Origin of the sequence: Oleiharenicola sp. Vm1 (assembly GCF_047777955.1) — a bacterium.
In the GTDB taxonomy this organism is placed as follows: Bacteria; Verrucomicrobiota; Verrucomicrobiia; order Opitutales; family Opitutaceae; genus Didemnitutus.
In genome coordinates this window covers 1,201,050-1,220,216 of record NZ_CP180537.1, presented here as the reverse complement: position 1 = coordinate 1,220,216, position 19,167 = coordinate 1,201,050, and the positions used below count along the sequence as shown (strand labels likewise).

Here is a 19,167-nt window from a genome sequence, read left to right as displayed (position 1 = left end):
CATGAAGATCCTCGTCGTCGAAGATGAACGGAAGGTCGGGCGCTTCGTGGAGAACGCGCTCACCGAGCAGGCCTACACGGTCACGCTCGTGGATACCGCCGCCGCCGCGCGCGACGCCTTGGCCGAGACGCCCTACGACGCCGTCGTGCTCGACCTCGGCCTGCCCGACGGCGACGGCCTCGACCTGCTGCAGGAGTGGCGCGGCGCGGGTTTCAACGAGCCCGTGCTCATCCTCAGCGCGCGCGACGCCGTGGAGGACCGCATCCGCGGCCTCAACCTCGGGGCGGACGACTACCTGCCGAAGCCCTTCAGCGTCGACGAACTCGTCGCCCGCATCCGCTCGCTCCTGCGCCGCCAGGCCACCGGGCCGCGCGCGACCGTGCTCGAGCACGGCGGCGTGAAGCTCGACCTGCTCTCGCGCACCGCGGAGGTGGGCGGCCAGGCGGTCGAGCTGACCACGCGCGAGTTCGCCCTGCTCGAGCTCTTCCTCCTCAATCCGCGCCGCGTGCTCACCCGCACCCTGATCGCGGAGAAGGTCTGGGAGGCGTCCTACGACCTCGAGACCAACCTGATCGACGTCTACGTGCGCCGCCTGCGCCGCAAGTTCGAGCGGCCCGGCGGCCCGCCGTTCATCAAGACCGTCCGCGGCACCGGCTACCAGCTGGCATGAGCTCCTTCCGCGTCCAGCTCACCCGGCGCCTCGCGCTGCTCGTCACGTCGCTCACCGTGGCCGTCCTGCTCGCCGGCGGCCTGTTGCTCAACCACCAGATCGAGCACGGCCTCGAACTCCTGCACGACGTCGAGGCGCAGGAGATCGGGCAGCTGCTCGGCGACGACACCTCGCTCTCCGCCGAGGACATGGAGCGCCGCATCTCCCACGACGCCGACAGCGACGCGGCGCTCTTCTTCATCCAGGTCTCGCGCGGCGACCGCATCGTCTTCCGCTCGGACAACCTCGGCGACACCCTGCTGCCGACCGGCGATCCCGCGGGCCGGCACTGGACCACCCGCCTGCCCTTCCTCGGCCGCGTCCGGCTCTCGACCTACCAGCGCGGCCCGTGGCAGATCGTGCTCGGCAGCGCGCTGCGCCCGTCGGAACGCCTGCTCACCGACTACGCGAAGATCAGCCTCGGTCTCGTCCTCGGCGTCGCGCTGCTCAGCGTGGGCCTCGGCTACGCCTTCAGCCGCGCCACCCTCGCGCCCATCCGCGCCATCGACGCCACCGCCCGGCGCATCCGCGCCGACAATCTCGGCGAACGCATCCCGGTGAGCGGGCACGACGAGCTCGCCGCCCTCGCCCGCCTGCTCAACGAGACCTTCGACCGCCTGCAGGCCTCCTTCGAGCAGGTCCGCCGCTTCAGCGCCGACGCCTCGCACGAGCTCAAGACCCCGCTCGCCCTCGTCCGCCTCAACGCCGAGCGCCTCCGCCCGCAGCTCGCGGCCGACCCCGCCGGCACCGCCGCGCTCGACGACCTGCTCGAGGAGGTCGCGCGCATGCACGTGGTGATCGAGCGCCTGCTCTTCATCGCCAAGTCCGAGAGCGGCGCGCTCGCCATCACCCGCCGGCCGCTGGCGCTGGCGCCCTGGCTCGCCTCGTTCGCCGAGGACGCCCAGGTGCTGGCCGAGGACCGCGGCGCGCAGTTCACCCTCGGCGACAACGCCGCGGGCGAGCTGGCCGTCGACGCCGACCTCGTGCGCCAGATGCTGCTCAACCTCGTGACCAACGCCGTCGCGGTCTCGCCCGCCGGCGGCCAGGTGCGCCTGGACTCGCGCCCGGAGGACGGCGCGTGGGCCTTCACCGTCACCGACGAGGGCCCCGGCCTGCCGCCGGAGCAGCTCGCGCGCATCTTCGAGCGCTTCGTCCGCTTCCCGGCCGGCGGCGCGGCCGCCGCCGAACGCGGCCACGGGCTCGGGCTCGCCATCTGCCGCGCCATCGCCGACCTGCACGGCGGCTCGATCCGCGCCGAGAACCGCGCCGACCGCCCCGGCCTGCGCGTGACCGTCACGCTTCCCCGCGCCTGAACCCCGCCAAGCGGCCCTGTCCCGCCGGGTGCGCGTCACCGGGGAATCTCCGCCATTGACGCCCCTTTTCGCGCCCCGTTTCCTGACCTCCCAAATGGGAGCGAAGACCACTGGCCAAAGCGAACTGAAGTTCAAGCGCATCGTCCTCAAGCTGAGCGGCGAGGTTTTGCGCGGTCGCGGCACCGAGCCGATCGACGACACCACGCTCGAGGCGATGTGCACGCAGGTGAAGGAAATCCACGACCTCGGCGTGCAGGTCTGCATCGTCATCGGCGGCGGCAACATCTTCCGCGGCCTCCACGGCGCCAAGCGCGGCATCGACCGCACCACCGGCGACTACATGGGCATGCTCGCCACCGTCATCAACGGCCTGGCCCTCATGGACCGCCTCGAGAAGATGGGCGTCAGCACCCGCGTGCAGTCGGCCATCCCCATGAACCAGATCGCCGAGCCCTTCATCCTCCGCCGCGCCATCCGCCACCTGGAGAAGAAGCGCGTCGTCATCTTCGTCGCCGGCACGGGCAACCCCTATTTCTCGACCGACACCACCGCCGCCCTCCGCGCCTCCGAGATGCACGCCGACATCATCATGAAGGCCACCAAGGTCGACGGCATCTACGACAAGGACCCGAAGAAGCACGCCGACGCGGTCAAATACGACTCGCTCACCTTCATCGACGCCCTCAAGCAGCGCCTCAACGTGATGGATTCCACCGCGTTCTCGCTCTGCATGGACAACAACGTCCCGATCCTCGTGTTCGACCTCAACGACGAGCACGCCATCCGCAAGGCCGTCCGCGGCGAGAAGGTCGGCACGCTGGTCAGCAACTGAGCGCGCCCCGCGGCGCGCAGTTGAGAGTTGAGAGCTGAGAGTTGAGAGAAGTAATCTCCCGAGCCTCAGCCCCACCCTCGACCGCGCGCCCCACTCCGGTTCCTCAACTCTCAACCCTCAACTCTCAACCAGCCATTCCATGACCACCCAGACCCTCGCCGACGCCCAAGCCCGCATGAAGAAGGCCGTCGAGCACACGCTCCACGAATTCTCCACCATCCACACCGGCAAGGCCTCGCCGGCCATGGTCGAATCCGTGATGGTCGAAGCCTACGGCTCCATGATGCCGCTCAAGGGCTGCGCCGCCATCACCACGCCCGACCCGCGCATGATCCAGATCCAGCCGTGGGACAAGGGCCTCACCCGCGCGATCGAGAAGGCGCTCCAGATGGCCAACATCGGCGTCAACCCCGTCGTCGACGGCCAGGTCATCCGCCTCCCCTTCCCCGAGCTCTCCAAGGAGCGCCGCCAGGAATTCGTCAAGACCGCCCACCGCCTCGCCGAGGAGGGCCGCGTCGCCGTCCGCCACGTCCGCCGCGACGCCATGGAGGCGACCAAGAAGCTCAAGAAGGACGGCAAGATCTCCGAGGACGACGAGAAGCGCCTCGAGAAGGACGTCCAGACCGCCACCGACAAGGCGATCAAGGACATCGACACACACCTCGCCCACAAGGAAAAGGACCTGATGACGGTCTGAGCCGGCGCGCGACGCACCGGTAGGGGCGGTTGTCCCAACCGCCCTTCCGCAATCGGGCTTCCGCCATAAGCGATCCGCTTTTCAATCCTCCCCGCCCGCGCCCCCTGCGCGGGCTTTTTATTGGAGGGGATCGTCGCCGGTAGGGGCGGTTGCCCTCAACCGCCCTCGCCCACGCCGCGAACTGCATCCCCGAGGGCCGTTGAGGGCAACGGCCCCTGCCGCATGCCTTGCGGCGTCGCGGAGATTCACCGCGCCCACCGCACGCCGACCAACCCGTTCACGCCGGGAATCGGGTAGCCCGGCGCGTAGGCAAAATCGCGGTCCGTCAGGTTCTCGCCCGCGACGAACACCTCGATGACGTCGCCCCCGAGCGCGAAACGCCGCACCAGGCGGGCGTTGACCGCGGCCTGCGCGCCCACGGCCACCGGATTCGCCGCCCCGGCCGCGCGGTTCGCCGCCGCCACGTGCATCGCGGACACGTAGCTCGCGTCGACGCTCAGCTGCCAGCCGGCCGCGAAGCGCCAGTTCACGCCGCCGGTGTAGGTCTGCCGGGGCGCATACGGCAGCGACGCCGGCTCGTTGTTCAGCCAGGTCGCGCCAAAGAACAACTTCAGGTCGTCGCGGGGCGAGAGCTCCGCCGCCAGCTCCGCGCCGCGCGTGCGATACGCGCCGACGTTGGTGTAGCGCGGCGGCGGGGGCGGCGGGAAGGCGATGACGTAGCGGTCCGACACGTCGTTCTGGAACAGGGTCAGCGTCGCCGCCGCGCGCGCGCCGAGCGCCTGCCGCACCGCGACCTCCACCTGCTCCGCCTCCTCCGGCCGCAGGCGCGTCCAGCTGTCGCCCAGCGGCGGGATGAACGCCGACAGCGTCTGCACTTCCAGGCCGGGGAAATTCACCGCGCGGCTCGCGCCGAGGCGCAGCTGCGTCTCCGGCCCGGCCACGACCAGGCCGGCCTGCGGCGACCAGCGCGACCCGAAGGTGTCGTGTTCGTAGTAGCGCGCGCCGAGCGAGGGCGTGACGCTCACGCCGCGCACCCGCCACTCGTGGTTCACGCCGGCGTAGGGCGAGAACAGCCCCGTCGTGCCGGAGCGGAACACGACCGCCGGCCCGCTCCGCGGCTGCGAGACCGACGTGCCGCGCTGCGTGTCGTAATCCGCGCCGATAAGCACCTCGCCGGCGCCGATGCGCAGCGTCTGCCGCCAGCGCACGCCCTCGAGGCGCCAGGTGTTGAAGTTGTCCGCCTCGCCGGAGAGCTCGCGCCGCACCCAGTCGCCGTGGCCGTCGTTGCGGTAGACGCGCACCGCGCCGCTCGTGGCGTCGTAGTTCCACTCGGCGACGCCGAGGTGGATCCAGTCGCGCGTCGCGTAGATCTCGCCGCGGGTCGAGCCGGTCGTGGCGCCGAGCGCGCCGGGATCGCGCGTGCGGTTGTCGGAACGGTTCACGCGGTAGCTGACCGACCAGTGCTCGTTCAGCGCCTGGCCGGCGCGGAAGAACCAGTTGGCCAGGCTGCCCTCGGCGTCCGGCCGCGCGCCGTCGGAGCGACGGTAGCCCTGGCTGAAGAAATAATCCGTGCCGCCGGCCGTGCGCTCGCCCGCCGCCACGCTCTCGAGCACGGTGCCGAAGCTCCCGCCCGCGAGCGAGGCGCGCAGCACGCGGCCGGTCTCCGCCACGCGGGGCGTGGCGACGTTGACCGCACCGAAGGTGCTCCCGAACTCCAGCGGCGCCGCGCGGTGGTGCACCTCGAGCGCGGCCGCGGCGTCGAGCGAGAGCAGGTCGAGCAGCGGGTGGTTGAAGAGACCGTTCATCACCGGCACGCCGTCGAAGGTGGTCCGGATCTCGCCGCCGGGACGGCTCGCGCCGAGCCCGCGCAGGAAGACCGCGCCTCCTCCGTGCCGCCGAAGGCGCCGACCTGGTTGTAGCGCGTGATCGTCACGCCGGGCGTGCGCCGCAGCGCCGAGGCGAAGTCGAGCGGCGCGAGGTCCTTCAGCTGCTCCGTGCCGACCGTCGTGGTCGCCCCGGCGAAACGGTCGGCGGACGGCAGCCCCGCCAGCGGCGTGGCCACGGCGTCGAAGTCCGGCAGCTTCACCACCGGCGCATCGGCGTCCGGCGCGACCGCCGCGCCGGCGGCCCCGGGCAGGAGCGTGGCAAGGAGCAGCGCCCGGACCGGGCGATGCAGGGAACGAGACGGGCGGAAAGTCATCATGACGTGGAAAGCCGACTTTGCCCCAACCGCGGCGCATCGTTCACGCCGTTTCTGTGTCCAAAAATCGGCAGTGCCGCACGCGGGGTGCCCCGCAGGCCGTTGGGACCACGGCCCCGACTGCACCGCGTCGCCGTTGCGGTCGCACGCACGTCCATCCTGCCGCACCGTCACCGGCGTCCGCTCCCCGCCCCGCGCCAGCCCACTCGCGCTCGCGTTGTTGCACGGATCAAACCGGCAATTTTCCAACACAGAGGTCACAGAGAACACAGAAACGAACCCACGCTTTCACTCCTCTGTGAACTCTGTGTCCTCTGTGTTGAAATCTGCCCGAGCTCGCATCACGCGCCACCGGCGCAGGCCTTCTATCGACCACGGATTCCGCGGATGATCACGGATCAAGGCGCCATCCACGCAGCATCATCCGTGAAATCCGACCTCATCCGTTCCATCCGTGGTAAACAAAACCCGCGCCCGAGGCGTGTCCCGGCCCTTCGCGTCTTCGCGCCTTCGCGTTTAATGGGAAACCTTCTTTTTCCTTCCCTCCCCGTCCTCCGTCCTCTGTCTTCAGTCATCTTCGCCTGCGGCTCCGCCGCGGGACGAATCAGCCGTAGCCTTGGCGAGGGCTGACCCACAATGTCCGATTTCGAACTCGACTCCCCTTTCCCGTCCGCCGGCTCCGCCCCCGCGATCGACTTCCGCGCGTCCCTCAACGACGAGCAGTTCGCCGCCGTCACCGCCGAGCCGGGCCCGCTCCTCGTCCTCGCCGGCGCCGGCTCGGGCAAGACCCGCACGCTCACCTACCGCGTCGCCTACCTGCTCTCCCAGGGCGTGAAGCCGGGCGAGATCCTCCTCCTCACCTTCACCAACAAGGCCGCGAAGGAGATGCTCCACCGCGTCCACGAGCTCACGGGCACCGAGCCCGCGCGCTTCTGGGGCGGCACCTTCCACTCCATCGGCAACCGCGCGCTGCGCATGTTCGGCGACGCCATCCAGCTCCCGAAAAATTTCTCCATCCTCGACGCCGACGAGTCCGAGTCGCTTCTCAAGCAGTGCGTCGAGTCGGTCGACAAGCTCTTCTTCAAGGACAAGACCAACCCGCGCCCCAGCCCGCTCTTCAGCGTCCTCTCCCTCGCGCGCAACAAGCAGTGCTCCGTCGTCGACCTCGTCGAGCGCCAGTTCCCGCACTACCGCGAGATCGCGCACCTCTTCCCGAAATTCAACGCCGCCTACGAGAAGGCGAAGCGCGAGCAGTCCGTCGTCGATTACGACGACCTCCTCGAACTCTGGCTCAAGCTCCTCACCGACGCCCCCGACGTCGCCGCGTATTTCAACCAGCGCTTCCGCCACGTCCTCGTCGACGAATACCAGGACACCAACACCATCCAGGCGCAGATCGTCGACAAGCTCGCCTCGCACCACCGCGTCATGGCCGTCGGCGACGACGCGCAATGCATCTACTCGTGGCGCGGCGCCGAGTTCGAGAACATCATGACGTTCCCCGACCGCCACCCGGGCACCGTCATCCACCGCATCGAGGTCAACTACCGCTCGACGCCCGAGATCCTCGCCTTCGCCAACGGCGTCCTCAACACCGCGCCCAAGGGCCAGCACTTCGAAAAGGAACTCCGCGCCGCCCGCAAGCACGGCCCGAAGCCGTCCGTCATCCAGGCGATGGACGACCGCGAGCAAGCCGCCTTCGTCCTCAAGCGCATCGAGTCGCTCGTGCAGGACGACGGCGTCTCCCCCAAGGAAATCGCCATCCTCTACCGCTCGCACTTCATCGCGCTCGAGATGCAGCTCGCGCTCTCCCGCGCCGGCATCCCCTACGTCATCACGAGCGGCGTGAAATTCTTCGAGCGCCAGCACGTCCGCGACCTCATCGCGCTCATCCAGTTCGTCTACAATCCGAGCAACACGCTCGCGTGGCAGCGTTTCGCCATCCTCCTCCCCAAGGTCGGCGAAAAAGGCGCGCAGAAGATCTACGGCGCCGCGCTCGACCACGCGAAGCTCATGCAGAAGAACTTCATCGACGCCCTCGCCGAGGACGACGTGAAGACCAAGGTCCCGAAGGACGCCAAGGACGACTGGGCCAACTTCTGCGCCTCGCTCCAGCAGGTCGCCGCCGCGATGGACGAAGGCAAACCCGCCGACGCCGTGCGCGTCGCGATCGACGGCTGGTATGGTGACTACATGCGCGGCGCCTACGCCGACTACCTCGACCGCCTCGAGGAATTGAAGGGCTTTGTCGGCTTCGCGTCGCAGTTCACCGACATGCAGGAGATGCTCACGCAAGTCGCGCTCCTCAACGGCGAGACCGCCGAGAAGGAAGTCGAACCCACCGACGACGCCATCCGCCTGACGACGGTGCACCAGGCCAAGGGCCTCGAATACGACGTCGTCTTCGTCATCGGCGCCGCCGACAACCAATTCCCGACCCGCCGCTCGATCGAAGACGGAGACGTCGAAGAAGAGCGCCGCCTCTTCTACGTCGCCGTCACCCGCGCCAAGAACGAGCTCTACATCAGCTACCCCAGAGTCGCGACCCGCGCCGGCCCCGGCGGCATGATGCTGCAAGCCTCACGCTTCCTCCTCGAACTCCCGAACAACCTCTACGACGAACTGCGCATCAAACGCAGTTGGGGTTGGTGACCGATTTGGTCGTCCCCTTCAACTCTCCGGCAACTTAGACCAAGTGCCGTAGAGGAATCCCCGACGACGTAATCTTCTCGGCGACGTCCTTTACGCCGGCTTGTGACAGCAACTCGCTAAAAGCCCGCGCAAGGATGCGAGGATTGTCGCACGGGCCGATCACTATCCGATCGAGCAATTCAGGAATGGCCAATGACCATATGTTGTGCGCGGGAAAATTGCGCAACGGCAGCTTGAGCACCGGTTGCGGGATGCCCCGAACTACTTCGACTGTTTGGCGCATGATCTCGGACTTCCACATCGAAGGAACCGCTACAACCCGCCATTCACGCTCTTCGGCAAAACCGGGGTGTTTCGTCGCGATTGCGGACCAGAGCAAAAGCGAGAAAGCGATGTTGTGCATTTCATCTCCTGTTCGATTTTTCAGAAAGGGCTTCGCCTGCTCCATTCGATCGGCTAGCGCGTTCAATCCGACGGCGAAATTGGATCCGTCGAGATAGGAGACGGGGTGTGAGTAGGCGCCGATCGCATTCGTTTCCTGCGATAGGAAGTCTGGCTTGAAAACGAATGCCACGCCGGCTTTCCCGCCATATGCCCGCCACATCGAAAGCCGTCCGTGATCGTTTTCGGATGCTTGATGCTCTGAGACGCACGCAATGAATGTATCCGACTGAATTTTAGTATGCCAACTGTTGTAGGTGCTTTCCAAGCGCGCGACGGCGCCCGCGTGCAACTCTTCGAGAAGAGATTTCACCCGCTTCGCACCGTCGCTTTTTTGCCAAGCTTCGTGAAGGCATCGCATGCCGTGCTGCACTTCCATGTAGTCGTTCATGACGGCAGTGTTTCGCAGCCAAACCTCTTGATTCGCTAGGATGCGCATCGCGGTTTCTGCGGTGGTGTAATAGGCGAGCCTAAAGCCGCCTGCCGACGCCTTCTTCATCGCGCTCGCGAGATTCGGAAAGAAAATCTCATCCATCCGCTCAATATCAGCTCTAGTCATCGCTGAAATTTCGCACGCCGGGGTCGGGTTCGGCAAGCTCCTGCACAATGCGCTCGCAGGGCCCAAACCGGCGGGATCCGGCCGTTGTTTGCTGTCGGACTCGCGCCACCTTCGACGCCGTTTCTTGGTCACGGATTTCACGGATAGATGCGGAATAGCCTGAGCCGCTGAATCCGTTCCCATCCGTCCAATCCGTGGTCCAAAGCACTGCCGCCCGCGGCGCAACGCTCCGAAGCACCCAAGCGAACCGAAGGGGTCATGGCTTGACTCTTGACAGGCCGACTCGCTCCGCCGTCCGAAGCAGAATGAACCACGGATTTCACGGATGACATGGATCACGCCTAGAATATCCATGAGTTCTCCAATGCCCCTCATGAACACGGCTCACGCTTATCTCGTCGCGGTGTTATTCGCCGGTATTTTCTCGAATGTTGTGCGCGCCGACAGTCCTGCCGCGCCAACACCGAGGATCACCGCTTCAGAAGACGGGCGATTTGCCTTCATCCTGACGCCCGGCGAGGAAGACTGGCGCGGCGACAAAAGTCGCGGCATCGCCTACGAACTCACGTCCACGGGTGAACTTCGCGAAATCTGGCGCACGGAAGGCTGGTATTCGTTTCAGACTTTCTTGTCCTTGGACGGCCATCATCTCGTGCGCATGGGCCCTTGGAATGAGGGCGACAGTCCCAAGCCCGATGACCTCGCCGTCGCCTTCTACCGAGACGGGAAGCTGCTGAAGAGCCACTCGACCGCCAGCCTTGTTCGCGATCACTCTCGAATGGTGAAGTCGGCGAGCCACTATCAATGGCTCGCCGAATATCCGATGGTGCCGCGCCTGGGCTGGGACGGAGATTTCAGGCTCACGACCATCGATGGCATCGAGTATCGCTTTGACGTCACTACAGGAGAGATCAAATCAGCGGAAACGGAATCGACCCGTTCAAAGGGCTGGGCTTCTCCGAGGGACATCGATCGCGTTCTGCTCGCCATTCAATTTGCGGACCGTCCGTTCCGCTATGCAGATCTCGTCAATCACATCGGTCTGCCCTCTCAGACCCGCGAACTTTCGGTCGGTTACGGACAGGGGCATAGGTCGCAAGTGCTCGGTTTGAACTACGCCAGCTCGCCCTATGTCGGCTACGCCTTGGAAATTGAGGTCAAGACTCCGGCCGGCGCACCAGTGCGCTACGACGGCGCAATTGAGGGCGATGTAACTGCACTCCGGCTTCTCTACTACACACCCGACGATCGCCGCTTGTCTGTCACAGCCAGCGGCGAGGTCGAAAGAATCGTCGCCCGAGTAAAGGCGGGGAGTTCGCAGGTTACCAAGACTCCCAGCCAATTGGCTGACGAAGTGTTGGGGCAGCTGAACGGACGCAACGCTTTCGCCCACTGAATCTCGACGACGGCCGACCCGACGGGGTCAGGCCTGACTCTTGCCTGGGCCACAGCGGGCCACGGCTGAGACGCCGGGTATCGCACCCGCGACGCACCGCCCCTCTTTCGTGGGAGTCGGACTGCGTTCGTTGACACCCCGCGACACGAAGAAGCATGCTTCCCCGCGTCGCCTGACGCGTCCACCTCCCCCTCACACCCCGCCAAATATGCAAACCCTGCGCCACGCCGCATTCGTTTTTCTGTGCCTTGCCGCCGTCGCCTCCGCTCGCGCCGGTGAGGCTCCGGCCGCCGATACATGGACGGACAAACTGCGGGCGGAGCTGCCCTTGCTCGGACACCGCAACTGGATCGTGGTCGTCGACTCCGCTTATCCGCTCCAGACCGCACCGGGAATCGAGACGGTTTTCGTCGCCGCCGACCAACTCGAGGTCGTGAAAACCCTGCTCGCCGAGCTCGCTCGCACCACTCACGTCCAGCCGACGATCTACACCGATCTGGAGCTCGGCTACGTGGCGGAGAAAAACGCTCCGGGCATCAACACCTATCGCGCGGCGCTGGCGAAGCTCCTCGCCGGCCAGCCGGTGCAATCGCTCCCCCACGAGGAGATCATCGGCAAGCTGGACGAAGCGGGGAAAAAGTTTCGCGTGCTGATCTTCAAGACGCCGCTGACCAAGCCCTACACCTCGGTGTTTTTCGAGCTGCAGTGCGGCTACTGGAACGCCGAGTCCGAGCAGCAATTGCGGGACGCGATCAAGGCCGCGAAGCGTTGATTCCGCCAGCGTCAGGTCAGGTTCTTCGCTGCCATCGCCATGCCTCTCTCCAAGTCTTCCGACGATTTCAAACTGCGCACGCTGTTCATGGGCTCGCTCGGCGAGATTCCCGAGAGTCACGCGCGGACCGTCGACAAGAAGCGGCTCGCCGCGTGGATCAAGGGAGGCCTTCTCGAACACCGCCGCGCCGAGAAGCTCTACGTCCTCACCGCCAAGGGCGAAGCGCGGATCTCGTAACCGGGGCAGCCGGCGCTACCGGTCAAAGCGCCTTGAGCCAGCCCAGCGAGACGAGGAACGCATCCGCCCGGGCCAGCGTGTCCTTGTAGGCCGAGCCCTCGCCGCGATCATGATTGAAGAAGCCATGCTCCTTCCCCTCGTAGCCGACGAGTTCGCAGCGGTTGCCGGCGTCCCGCATGAGGCGCGTGAACGCCTCGGCGGTGGCGTAGGGCACCGTGGTGTCGGCTTTGCCGTGAAACACAATCGTGGGCGGCAGGCCTCTCCGCACGTGATGCGCGGGCGAGAGATTTTTCGGCGCCGTGCCGATGCGGTCCGCCGACAGGCGCGTGCCAAAACCCACGAGGCCCAGCTCCGGCATCTCCGCGAGGACCAGCACCGGGTTGAAAAGCACCAAGGCGTCCGGCACCGCGCTGACTTTGGTATCCTCATCGGGCCCGTCGAAGCCCGGCACGGTGGCGGTCGCGGCGGCAAGGTGTCCGCCCGCCGAGCCGCCTCCGGCGGCGATGCGGTGGGGATCGATGCCGAGGCGGTCGGCGTGGGCGCGCACATAGCGCAGCGCGGACTTGGCGTCAGCGACGCAGTCCGCGACCTTGGCCTGATGACGCGAAGCGACGCGATAGTCCGCCGTGATCGCGACCATGCCGCGCGAGGCGAGGTAGCGGCACTGCGGCTCGAACTGCGCCGGCGAGCCGTTGGCCCAGCCGCCACCGAAGAAAAACACGATCGCCGGGCGATTGGCGCGCGGACCTGACGCGGGCTCGAACACGTGCAGCGCGAGCGAGGTCGGGCCGACGGTCTTGTAGATCTCGACCCGCGCGCCCTCGAAGTGCGGCGGATAGTCGAGCGCCCCGAACACCGACGAGCACGAGAACAAGAACCAGAACCCGGCCACGACGAGCCGGCGAAGCAGGGAGAACATGACGGGGAATTAGGCAGCGACCAGCCGGCAAGCGAGACACATCTCTCCGTCGCGGCGGACGCAGGCGTGGGCAAAGTCAGGCAAGCGAGCAGCCGACGCGGTCGCCCGCTGCGGGTCGATTGAAGCAACGTCGCAAACGACGAACGGAACGACCGCGGCTTCGCGATTGACGGACGCGTCCGTCTCCCGCCCATTTCTTCGCGCCGCCGCTCTTGCCCATGTCCCTCTCCAAATCTCCCGACGCCTTCAAACTACGGACACTCTTCATGGGCTCCCTCGGCGAGATTCCCGAAAGCCATGCGCGCACCGCGGGCCCGAAGCAGCTGGCCGCCTGGATCAAGGAGGGCCTGATCGAGCACCGTCGCGCGGAAAAGCTCTACGCCCTCACGCCCAAGGGCGAGAGCCGCATCCGGTGAGACCCGCCGCGCGCTGAGCCGCGCGCGAGTCCGGAGCGGATCGGAGCGCGTCACTCCACGCGGAACGGGAGCGAGAAGCCGGAGGCGAAGCGTTCCTCGGCGATCACGTAGACGAGCAGCGCGTAGGTTTCTCCCTTGGCCGGGAACGGCGGGAACTCCACCGCGGGCTGCGGCGTGTCCACGGGACCGCGCACCACCTTGCCCGCGGGATCGAGCACCCACCAGCGATACCGCAGGGGGCGCGCGGTCGCCACGGGATCGCTCGCCGTCGCGGTCGCCCGCAGCGGCTGCCCCGCGGCCACGGCGGCGTCGCCCGCGCCCTCGCGACCGGCGAGGGAAATGGTTTTCAGGACGGGCGCGCGCTCGGCCGGTTCGCGTCCGGACCAGTAGCGCAGGAACTCGTCGGCGATCGGCGTGCGGTAGAGCGGGTCGTCGCGCCCGTGCTTGCCGTCCAACTGCGGGGGAAGGAAGGCGCTGAAGTAGGTCGGGAACTCCTTCCCTTTCTGCCACGCACCCCAGAGGAACATCGTCGAGCCGAGGCAGTGCGGCGCGGCGTCGATCCGCTCCAGGCTCTGGCGCAGGTCGGCGATCTTCGCGTCGTAGGCGGGCTCGTAGTGGACGCCCCACGCGGTCTTGCGACCGCCCCACGGCCCCGGGGGCCCGAACTCGGAAACATAGTAGGCGCGGCCCCACGCCTCCTCGAGGTTGCGGCTGGAACCGCTCACCGCGCCCTGGCCGTAGCTGTTGCAGCCGATCAGGTCGAGATCGGGCGCGACGGCCCGGATGAGCGCGAGCTTGTCCTTGGGCGCGTTGACCATCGTGAGGCTGGTGAGCTGCCGCGGATACCGCGCGTGGATGAGCCGCGACATCCGCTCGACGGTCTCGAGGTAGGGACGCTCGAGCGGCACCTCGTTGCCGAGGCACCAGAGGAGGATGGCGGGGTGGTCGCCGATGCGGTCGATGACGTCGGCCAGGTCCTTCAGCTGCTTCTCGCCCTGCGTGGCGTAGTCGTAGGTCCACTTGCCGTTGCGGCCGCTGTTCTCGCCCGGGTGCGGCATCCAGATGCCCACGACCACGCGGAGGCCGAGGCGCTGGTAGTCGTCCAGCTGGGCGCGCGTGGGCGGCGTGTAGGTGCGGAGGGTGTTGGCGCCGTGGGCCGCGGCGAGTTCGAGCTGCGTGGTGCCGCACACTCCGCGGATCTGAAAGCGGCGGAAGACCTCGTAGCGCGCCGCGCGCTCGGGCGAGACCGATTGGGTGAGGGCGGCGAAATCGAGCGCGGCGACCGGGAGCGCCAGCGGGCCGAGCGCGCCGGCCAGCGTCAGCGCGAGCAGGGCGAGGCAACGGAGGGGTGAGGACGGGGGCATGGGGGAAGAGGTCCGATCCTCCGCGCACTCCGCCAGGAGGGCGGAGCGACGGCAATGCCGGACGCGACAGCTTACCGATTGGCCGCGCGGCCTTGAATCCCACGTTCGAGGGAGAATGCGACGCGCCCGCCGGCTTCCCGTCGGCCTCCGCGAGTGCCGAAAGACTCCCCACCCCCATCCGCCGGGGCGACGCCTGGAGCAAGCAGCCCGCGCTCGGCGTGACGTTGGCCCTCACGGACCCCGATCAGCTCCTGCACGGCGCTAGATCGCGGGCGCGATGGCCCGCGGATCACACGCCGGCTGTCCGGCGCTTGAGCCGGCGGCGAACCAATGCTCCCCCGAATGCGCCGACGCCCGCCAGCAATCCGTAAGTCGCCGGCTCCGGCACGGCCGAATAGTTGTAGGTGAGCGTCACATTGGCCGTCGCCGTCAGGTCGATGGACGGGTTGCCGATGAACGATCCCGTGATGCCGTCGACGTAGCGCGCCTGAAAGGAATCCTGGCCGGTGACGATCGCGAGCAAGCTGGCTCCCGTGCCGCCCGAAATGGAGGAAACGGTATAAGTCGCCGACGTGTTCGGATTGATGCTCCGTGTCCCCGTGCCGGGAAGGGAGTAGCCGCTGCCGCCACCGGTGCCAGTGTAGCTGACATTGTTCAGGTAGGCCGTGACGCTGCCGCTGATCGAATGGTTGTCGCCCGAGACCTGCGTGTAGGTCCAGGTCACGTTCAGCGTCCAGACGATCGAAAAGGAATCGAGCGTGCCCAGGTTGCTGTCGAACGGCTGGAATGAAGCCGCGAACAGATTGTTGGGAATCACATCATGGCTTCCGGCACCCGAGAACGTGCCCGAGGTCGTGAAGCTGTCAGTTTGGATGATCTGGGCCGCCGGCAGCAGGCCGGCCGACAGGGCAAAAACGAGGACAATCGCCAGGCGCATGGAAAGACGAGAAGCGTGGAGCGTGGAGACCGAGACAGGGGAGAAATTCTCCATCGGGACAGTTCGCTCCAAATGAAGCTAAATCGCACGGCGGCATTCGGATCCCCGACGACGGCCGCGGTGCGCGCTCAGAGATCGTGGACGAGATAGGCGATGGCGAAGCCGTTGCCGGCGGTGCCGGTGGCGAGTGATCGGAAGCCCAGCCGCCGGTGAAAGGCCATCGACTCCGGGTTGGGCGGGTCGAGGTTGACGTCGCAGCAGAGCCGCCGCGCTCCTGCCGGCGCGCGGCGTCCGCCACCGCGGCGTAGAAGGCCCGGCCGATCCCGCGCCCGCGGTGCTCGCGCGCCAACGCGACCTGACAGATGTAGTGGAACGGCTCGGCGATCAGCCGGCGCAGCGCGGCGATCTCGGTGTCGTCGAACGCCGACGCGCGCGGGAACGCCAGCAGGTAGCCGAGCACCTCTCCGCTCCGATCCACGGCCGCGAGGTGATGGCCGGCGACGTCCAGGAGCGCCGGGAGGTCTCCCGCTTCCAGCGCCGCCACGGCCGGCCGACACTCGGCGTTGAGGCGGAGCAGCGCGCCGTGGTCGGCGGCGCGCAACGGGCGGATCGTCCAGCCCGGGGAGTCCGCCGGCGAGGGATCGGGCGCCGGAGCCATCAGCGGAATCCTTTCCCGGCCGGGGAAGAGGGCTTGTTCGGTGCGGATGTTCTCGAAAGCGACATCGCAGGATACGAGTCCCCGGCGCGCAGCCTATTCCCCGGCCTCGCACAGGAAACCGAGTGCCCGGGAGCCTGCTCCAGCTCTCGATGTCCCAACCCACCGATCCCGCCCGTGATGTCCGCGCCAGCCGCGGCCGAACCCTCGACCGCTCGCCGTGCGCCGCGCTTCTCCGCGAGCGGCCTCGCGAGGTTCGGCAGCCGGTCTGGGACTCGGGGGAGCCGGTCTCGCTGCGCAAAGAGCCAGTCACGCTCTTCGTGGAGCCGGTTTTCGTGCCCGAAAACTCACTTTGGGGCTTCGCCGGGCCCGGTCTCACAGCTGCCAAGGCCGGGTTTGTAAATGAAATCGCCTCTTTCGCATCTTCGGAAGCCTCTATTGTAAAGGCGGAGGCCCTGTCTCGAAAGTCGCAGACTCCGTTTTGTAAATGGAAACCTCAGTCTGGAAAGTCGGAGAGCGAGGTTTGTAAATGAAATGCTGAGCTTTTGAGCCCGCAGACTGAGGTTTCGTGCTCCCACGGCGATCTCCGCGGCGGCGCGGCGGCCCCCACCGGGCGCGGGGAGCCTCCCGCCGGCGCCGATCGAGCCCCGGGAAAGGCCGGCTGGATGTCCGGCATCGCGTTCCTCGTTCGTTGAATCATAAACCGCGAACGCCTCCGCGCCGCCCGCCGCCCCGTCAGACCCACCCCCGATCATGCGCACTCTCAAAATCCTCGAACACATCTCGCTGGACGGCGTGATCCAGCACTCCGCCGACGGCGACGGTTTCCCTTACGCCGACTGGACGGTGCCGTTCCGCACGCCGGGTGGCCGCGACGCCATCGTGGCGGCGCAGGGCTCACGCTTCGATCTGCTGTTGGGTCGTCGCACCTACGACCTGTGGTCGGGCTACTGGCCCCAGGCGCCGGGCGGTCCGATCGCGGATCCCTTCAACGCGGCGACCAAATTCGTCGTCACCCACCGGCCCGCCGATCTGCCGTGGGGCCCGGCCCGGGCGCTTGGACCGGACCTCGTCGCCAGCGTCCGCGATCTCAAGGCGTCGGACGGCCCCGACCTGATTCTGTGGGGGAGCTCGACGCTGACCTCGACCCTGCTCGCCCACGGACTGGCGGACGAAATCGCGCTGTGTATCTATCCGGTTCTGGTGGGCACGGGGAAACGCCTCTTCGCGGACGGCACGCCCGGACGCACGCTCGCCCTCGTGAGCACGCAACCGTTTCCCTCGGGCATCCTCTTGAATTCCTACCGCGTCGCCGGACCGTTGCCGGCTCGCGCCTGAACGCCCGCCCCACCCGCGGCGGCGCGCGAGAACCGCTTCGAACCCATTTTCGTCCAGAAGCCCACCCGCCCACCGAAGGAGACCCCCGATGAAACCCAAGAACACCATCTGCCTCTGGTTCGACAAGGACGCCGAGGCCGCGGCCCGTTTCTACGCCGCGACCTTTCCCGACAGCCGCGTCACCGGCGTGCACCGCGCGCCGGGCGACTACCCGATGGGCAAGGCCGGCGACGTCCTCACGGTCGAGTTCACCGTGCTGGGCCTCCCGTGTCTCGGCCTGAACGGCGGCCCGATGTTCCAGCACAGCGAGGCCTTCTCGTTCCAGGTCGCCACAGACGACCAGGCCGAGACCGACCGCTACTGGAACGCGATCGTCGGCAACGGCGGCGAGGAAAGCCAATGCGGCTGGTGCCGCGACCGCTGGGGCATTTCCTGGCAGATCACGCCGCGCGCGCTGAGCGACGCGATGGCCGCCGGCGGCGACGAGGCGAAGCGCGCCTTCGCCGCGATGATGACGATGGGCAAGATCGACGTCGCGAAGATCGAGGCGGCGCGCCGCGGCTAGGCCCGCGCCGCGCGCGTGGACGGCGGCGCCCGCGCGGGCGTCCTCCCGCGCGCCGCACGCCCGCCGCGTCCGCCCCGCGGTGCCGGCGGCGGACGGGGCCGGCCATCGCCGGCCTCAGCTGCAGAGCATGCCCACGGGGTTCTCGGCCGGCGTGTGTTCCCGGAACTTGCGCTGGCACGGACCGAGCACGAGCACCGCCTCGTCGGGGCGCACGTCGACCTCGCCCTTGATCACCCGGTAGGCGATCGCGTTGGTCTCGTCGGCCGTGGAGAGCATCGCGCTGTCCAGCACCATGCCGTCCGCATTCGTGATGATGATCCTGATCGTGTTCATGGCCTGTTCCTCCTCGCGGAGTTCGCGTGCCGCCGGCGCGGGAATCCCGGGTGCAACCGCCGCTGCGCGGGCCCGGGCTTCCGGCCGGTGCCGCAGCGATCTTCTACTCCCCGGCCCGTCGCGACACAAGCCGCGAGACGGCCGCGGCCGGGCGCGGCCGCGGGCGAGTTCCCGGTCCGCCCCGCGCGACGGCGGCAGACTTCCCGTTTGCCAACGCGCCGCGCACGGCGTTTCCTCCCGCTCCTCCGCGCCATGAAATCCACGCAGGCGAAGAAAACCATGCCGGCCCCGTCGCGCTCCGCGCTGCTCGCGACCCTGCAGGCCCGTTTCGAGCAGCACCCGCACCGCCACGCCGGCCTGACCTGGGCCGCCGTGCAAAAGCGCCTCGACGCCGCCCCGGCCAAGCTCGCGGTCCTCGAGCGGATGGAGGCCACCGGCGGCGAACCCGATGTCATCGGCCGGGACGCGAAGACGGGCGAGTTCCTCGTCGTCGACTGCGCGCCGCAGAGCCCGGCCGGGCGCCAGAGCCTCTGCTACGACCGCGCGGCGCTGGACGGCCGCAAGAAATTCCCGCCGCAGGGCTGCGTCACCGAGCTCGCCGAATCCCTCGGCGTCGAACTGCTCGACGAGGAGCAGTATTTCGCCCTGCAGAAGCTCGGCGAGTTCGACACCAAGACCTCGAGCTGGCTGAAGACCCCGCCGGACATCCGCGCGCTCGGCGGCGCCATCTACGGCGACCGCCGCTACAACCGCGTCTTCATCGGCCACAACGGCGCCGACTCCTACTACAGCGGCCGCGGCTTCCGCGGGCTGCTGCGCCTCTGAGCCGCGG

General features: G+C 67.7%; 19 protein-coding genes and 1 pseudogene. 12 read left to right on the top strand and 8 right to left on the bottom strand.

What is annotated here, in order from left to right; translation table 11 throughout:
• Position 1: 1 nt before the first annotated feature.
• The 4 genes from ACMYLB_RS06365 (at position 2) to frr (ending at position 3,551) form a co-directional block, all read left to right on the top strand.
• Positions 2 to 670: a response regulator transcription factor gene (locus ACMYLB_RS06365; RefSeq protein WP_415910110.1), complete on the top strand. Its 669-nt coding sequence runs from the start codon at positions 2 to 4 to the stop codon at positions 668 to 670.
• Positions 667 to 2,022, top strand: coding sequence for an ATP-binding protein (locus ACMYLB_RS06360; RefSeq protein ID WP_415910109.1), 1,356 nt, complete (start codon positions 667 to 669; stop codon positions 2,020 to 2,022). The genes ACMYLB_RS06365 and ACMYLB_RS06360 overlap by 4 nt, the downstream gene beginning before the upstream one ends.
• Before the next feature lie 94 nt (positions 2,023 to 2,116).
• Positions 2,117 to 2,854: a UMP kinase gene (gene pyrH, locus ACMYLB_RS06355; RefSeq protein ID WP_415910108.1), complete on the top strand. Its 738-nt coding sequence runs from the start codon at positions 2,117 to 2,119 to the stop codon at positions 2,852 to 2,854.
• 139 nt (positions 2,855 to 2,993) lie between these two features.
• Positions 2,994 to 3,551 carry a ribosome recycling factor gene (frr, locus tag ACMYLB_RS06350; protein ID WP_415910107.1) on the top strand — a complete coding sequence of 186 codons (558 nt, stop codon included), beginning with the start codon at positions 2,994 to 2,996 and terminating at the stop codon, positions 3,549 to 3,551.
• Positions 3,552 to 3,796: 245 nt separating this feature from the next.
• On the opposite strand, the gene ACMYLB_RS06345 is transcribed toward frr, so the two are convergent.
• Both ACMYLB_RS06345 and ACMYLB_RS06340 read right to left on the bottom strand, forming a co-directional pair.
• Entirely contained in the window at positions 3,797 to 5,356 is a 1,560-nt protein-coding gene (locus ACMYLB_RS06345; protein ID WP_415910106.1) for a hypothetical protein, read from the bottom strand.
• Positions 5,356 to 5,754, bottom strand: coding sequence for a hypothetical protein (locus tag ACMYLB_RS06340; RefSeq protein WP_415910105.1), 399 nt, complete (start codon positions 5,752 to 5,754; stop codon positions 5,356 to 5,358). Before ACMYLB_RS06340 ends, ACMYLB_RS06345 begins: the two co-directional genes overlap by 1 nt.
• A gap of 633 nt (positions 5,755 to 6,387) precedes the next feature.
• On the opposite strand from ACMYLB_RS06340, the gene ACMYLB_RS06335 reads away from it, so the two are divergent.
• A complete protein-coding gene (locus tag ACMYLB_RS06335) occupies positions 6,388 to 8,403 on the top strand; it encodes an ATP-dependent helicase (protein WP_415910104.1) in 2,016 nt (671 codons plus the stop codon).
• Between the two features lie 34 nt (positions 8,404 to 8,437).
• On the opposite strand, the gene ACMYLB_RS06330 is transcribed toward ACMYLB_RS06335, so the two are convergent.
• A complete protein-coding gene (locus ACMYLB_RS06330; protein ID WP_415910103.1) occupies positions 8,438 to 9,544 on the bottom strand; it encodes a DUF2971 domain-containing protein in 1,107 nt (368 codons plus the stop codon).
• Between the two features lie 232 nt (positions 9,545 to 9,776).
• Here ACMYLB_RS06330 and ACMYLB_RS06325 point away from each other — a divergent pair, with 232 nt between their 5' ends.
• The 3 genes from ACMYLB_RS06325 (at position 9,777) to ACMYLB_RS06315 (ending at position 11,808) form a co-directional block, all read left to right on the top strand.
• Positions 9,777 to 10,799 carry a hypothetical protein gene (locus tag ACMYLB_RS06325; protein WP_415910102.1) on the top strand — a complete coding sequence of 341 codons (1,023 nt, stop codon included), beginning with the start codon at positions 9,777 to 9,779 and terminating at the stop codon, positions 10,797 to 10,799.
• A 208-nt stretch (positions 10,800 to 11,007) separates the two neighbouring features.
• Positions 11,008 to 11,571 (top strand): RbsD/FucU domain-containing protein, encoded by a 564-nt coding sequence (locus ACMYLB_RS06320; RefSeq protein WP_415910101.1) that lies wholly within the window; start codon positions 11,008 to 11,010, stop codon positions 11,569 to 11,571.
• A 39-nt stretch (positions 11,572 to 11,610) separates the two neighbouring features.
• Positions 11,611 to 11,808 (top strand): hypothetical protein, encoded by a 198-nt coding sequence (locus tag ACMYLB_RS06315; protein WP_415910100.1) that lies wholly within the window; start codon positions 11,611 to 11,613, stop codon positions 11,806 to 11,808.
• Between the two features lie 22 nt (positions 11,809 to 11,830).
• Here the strand turns inward: ACMYLB_RS06315 and ACMYLB_RS06310 are convergent, their stop codons facing one another.
• Positions 11,831 to 12,727 carry an alpha/beta hydrolase gene (locus tag ACMYLB_RS06310; RefSeq protein WP_415910099.1) on the bottom strand — a complete coding sequence of 299 codons (897 nt, stop codon included), beginning with the start codon at positions 12,725 to 12,727 and terminating at the stop codon, positions 11,831 to 11,833.
• 218 nt (positions 12,728 to 12,945) lie between these two features.
• Here ACMYLB_RS06310 and ACMYLB_RS06305 point away from each other — a divergent pair, with 218 nt between their 5' ends.
• A complete protein-coding gene (locus tag ACMYLB_RS06305; RefSeq protein ID WP_415910098.1) occupies positions 12,946 to 13,143 on the top strand; it encodes a hypothetical protein in 198 nt (65 codons plus the stop codon).
• Positions 13,144 to 13,193: 50 nt separating this feature from the next.
• Here ACMYLB_RS06305 and ACMYLB_RS06300 read toward each other — a convergent pair whose 3' ends face one another.
• The 3 genes and pseudogenes from ACMYLB_RS06300 to ACMYLB_RS06290 form a co-directional block, all read right to left on the bottom strand.
• Positions 13,194 to 14,507: a hypothetical protein gene (locus tag ACMYLB_RS06300; RefSeq protein ID WP_415910097.1), complete on the bottom strand. Its 1,314-nt coding sequence runs from the start codon at positions 14,505 to 14,507 to the stop codon at positions 13,194 to 13,196.
• A 289-nt stretch (positions 14,508 to 14,796) separates the two neighbouring features.
• A complete protein-coding gene (locus ACMYLB_RS06295) occupies positions 14,797 to 15,498 on the bottom strand; it encodes a PEP-CTERM sorting domain-containing protein (protein WP_415910096.1) in 702 nt (233 codons plus the stop codon).
• Between the two features lie 280 nt (positions 15,499 to 15,778).
• Positions 15,779 to 16,102: pseudogene (locus tag ACMYLB_RS06290) on the bottom strand (hypothetical protein); the annotation flags it as partial.
• 750 nt (positions 16,103 to 16,852) lie between these two features.
• On the opposite strand from ACMYLB_RS06290, the gene ACMYLB_RS06285 reads away from it, so the two are divergent.
• Positions 16,853 to 17,437 carry a dihydrofolate reductase family protein gene (locus ACMYLB_RS06285; RefSeq protein ID WP_415910095.1) on the top strand — a complete coding sequence of 195 codons (585 nt, stop codon included), beginning with the start codon at positions 16,853 to 16,855 and terminating at the stop codon, positions 17,435 to 17,437.
• Positions 17,438 to 17,525: 88 nt separating this feature from the next.
• Complete coding sequence (locus ACMYLB_RS06280; RefSeq protein ID WP_415910094.1) at positions 17,526 to 18,002, top strand: VOC family protein; 477 nt, start codon at positions 17,526 to 17,528, stop codon at positions 18,000 to 18,002.
• A gap of 114 nt (positions 18,003 to 18,116) precedes the next feature.
• On the opposite strand, the gene ACMYLB_RS06275 is transcribed toward ACMYLB_RS06280, so the two are convergent.
• The gene (locus ACMYLB_RS06275) at positions 18,117 to 18,335 is read right to left on the bottom strand and encodes a hypothetical protein (protein ID WP_415910093.1); all 219 of its coding nucleotides are present in this window, start codon (positions 18,333 to 18,335) and stop codon (positions 18,117 to 18,119) included.
• A 252-nt stretch (positions 18,336 to 18,587) separates the two neighbouring features.
• On the opposite strand from ACMYLB_RS06275, the gene ACMYLB_RS06270 reads away from it, so the two are divergent.
• Positions 18,588 to 19,160: a DUF4256 domain-containing protein gene (locus tag ACMYLB_RS06270; protein WP_415910092.1), complete on the top strand. Its 573-nt coding sequence runs from the start codon at positions 18,588 to 18,590 to the stop codon at positions 19,158 to 19,160.
• Positions 19,161 to 19,167: the final 7 nt, after the last annotated feature.

Bases quoted from the DNA above. Each gene is read 5' to 3' on its own strand.
- ACMYLB_RS06365 (WP_415910110.1), top strand. From the start codon at position 2: ATGAAGATCCTCGTCGTCGAAGATGAACGGAAGGTCGGGCGCTTCGTG.
- ACMYLB_RS06360 (WP_415910109.1), top strand. From the start codon at position 667: ATGAGCTCCTTCCGCGTCCAGCTCACCCGGCGCCTCGCGCTGCTCGTC.
- pyrH (WP_415910108.1), top strand. From the start codon at position 2,117: ATGGGAGCGAAGACCACTGGCCAAAGCGAACTGAAGTTCAAGCGCATC.
- frr (WP_415910107.1), top strand. From the start codon at position 2,994: ATGACCACCCAGACCCTCGCCGACGCCCAAGCCCGCATGAAGAAGGCC.
- ACMYLB_RS06345 (WP_415910106.1), bottom strand. From the start codon at position 5,356: ATGAACGGTCTCTTCAACCACCCGCTGCTCGACCTGCTCTCGCTCGAC.
- ACMYLB_RS06340 (WP_415910105.1), bottom strand. From the start codon at position 5,754: ATGATGACTTTCCGCCCGTCTCGTTCCCTGCATCGCCCGGTCCGGGCG.
- ACMYLB_RS06335 (WP_415910104.1), top strand. From the start codon at position 6,388: ATGTCCGATTTCGAACTCGACTCCCCTTTCCCGTCCGCCGGCTCCGCC.
- ACMYLB_RS06325 (WP_415910102.1), top strand. From the start codon at position 9,777: ATGAACACGGCTCACGCTTATCTCGTCGCGGTGTTATTCGCCGGTATT.
- ACMYLB_RS06320 (WP_415910101.1), top strand. From the start codon at position 11,008: ATGCAAACCCTGCGCCACGCCGCATTCGTTTTTCTGTGCCTTGCCGCC.
- ACMYLB_RS06315 (WP_415910100.1), top strand. From the start codon at position 11,611: ATGCCTCTCTCCAAGTCTTCCGACGATTTCAAACTGCGCACGCTGTTC.
- ACMYLB_RS06310 (WP_415910099.1), bottom strand. From the start codon at position 12,727: ATGTTCTCCCTGCTTCGCCGGCTCGTCGTGGCCGGGTTCTGGTTCTTG.
- ACMYLB_RS06305 (WP_415910098.1), top strand. From the start codon at position 12,946: ATGTCCCTCTCCAAATCTCCCGACGCCTTCAAACTACGGACACTCTTC.
- ACMYLB_RS06300 (WP_415910097.1), bottom strand. From the start codon at position 14,507: ATGCCCCCGTCCTCACCCCTCCGTTGCCTCGCCCTGCTCGCGCTGACG.
- ACMYLB_RS06295 (WP_415910096.1), bottom strand. From the start codon at position 15,498: ATGGAGAATTTCTCCCCTGTCTCGGTCTCCACGCTCCACGCTTCTCGT.
- ACMYLB_RS06285 (WP_415910095.1), top strand. From the start codon at position 16,853: ATGCGCACTCTCAAAATCCTCGAACACATCTCGCTGGACGGCGTGATC.
- ACMYLB_RS06280 (WP_415910094.1), top strand. From the start codon at position 17,526: ATGAAACCCAAGAACACCATCTGCCTCTGGTTCGACAAGGACGCCGAG.
- ACMYLB_RS06275 (WP_415910093.1), bottom strand. From the start codon at position 18,335: ATGAACACGATCAGGATCATCATCACGAATGCGGACGGCATGGTGCTG.
- ACMYLB_RS06270 (WP_415910092.1), top strand. From the start codon at position 18,588: ATGAAATCCACGCAGGCGAAGAAAACCATGCCGGCCCCGTCGCGCTCC.